Below are 1128 nucleotides of genomic sequence, written 5' to 3' on the forward strand. Positions count from 1 at the left end.
AAGGACCAGCAGGACAGCCGCGGTGGTAAACAAACCTGTGCCAATCCAGTCAGGGCGCACATTACCATTTCCCATAAGGTTCGGTACAAAACGTAGCGCCCCAGCGAGAGCGACCACACCGAAGGGGATATTGATCAGGAACGCCAACCGCCAGCTGAGGCCTGCAATATCCGTAGAGATAAGCGCCCCACCAATGATGGGGCCCGCGACGACAGCCAGACTTGAGATCGTGCCAAACAGCCCAAACACGCGAGCCTTTTCCTCAGGTGGAAAAATCACATGCACAATGGCGAGTACCTGTGGAACCATCATCGCTGCGGCGAAGCCCTTGATCGCGCGCGCGGCGATCAGCGTTGTGATGTTCGGGGCCAGTCCGCAGGCCAGAGACGCAATTGTAAAGCCTATCAGTCCGATCACGAACAACCGTTTGCGCCCGTAAACGTCACCGAACCGGCCAAAGGGCAGCAACCCTATAGCAAGGGCCAACACATAGATTGCAGCGACCCATTCCAACTGCGTTGCGCTTGCGCCTGTATCAGCTTGTATCTGCGGCAGCGCGACATTTGTAATGCTAACGTCGATCAGGTTCATAAAGCTGCCAAGGAATAGAACAGCCATTGCGAGCCACCTACCTACCAAAGGGCTCGCAGACGCGGTTGCGCCATTTGTATTTTGACCGACGATCATGTAGCATTAAATGTATCATAATAGAGCAGGTGTCAATTATTTGATACATCAAAAGTTACATAAAAGCGAAAGACCTAGTTCATGCGCCTAGACCGTCGTTTATCCCGCGTTCTCCACGCGCTTCTTCATTTGGATCAGATGGACGGCCCTGCCACGTCCGAATTGATCGCTCAGATGCTACAAACCAATCCGGCAGTAGTGCGGCGCACGATGTCAGGTTTGCGCGATGCGGGGATAGTCTTGTCAATAAAGGGCCATGGCGGCGGTTGGTCACTGATGCGGCCTTTGGACAAAATAACGCTTTATAGCATCTATCAGGCTTTGGGATCCCCACAGCTTTTTGCAATGGGAAGCGATGATGAAGAGACTGACTGCCTTCTTGCAAAAGCCGCAAATGCTGCCACCAGCGATGCACTTGCTGCAGCAAAAAAACAGTTTGAA

General features: G+C 52.8%; 2 protein-coding genes. One reads left to right on the forward strand and one right to left on the reverse strand.

Translation table 11 applies throughout. The features are described from left to right. The coding region (locus NIG5292_RS14380) for an MFS transporter (RefSeq protein ID WP_048600221.1) at nt 1–618 on the reverse strand (618 nt) is incomplete at its 3' end. 150 nt (nt 619–768) lie between these two features. Here NIG5292_RS14380 and NIG5292_RS14385 point away from each other — a divergent pair. Next, a partial coding sequence (locus NIG5292_RS14385; RefSeq protein WP_048600222.1) for an RrF2 family transcriptional regulator occupies nt 769–1128 on the forward strand: 360 nt, incomplete at its 3' end.

Source organism: Nereida ignava, assembly GCF_001049735.1.
Lineage (GTDB): Bacteria > Pseudomonadota > Alphaproteobacteria > Rhodobacterales > Rhodobacteraceae > Nereida > Nereida ignava.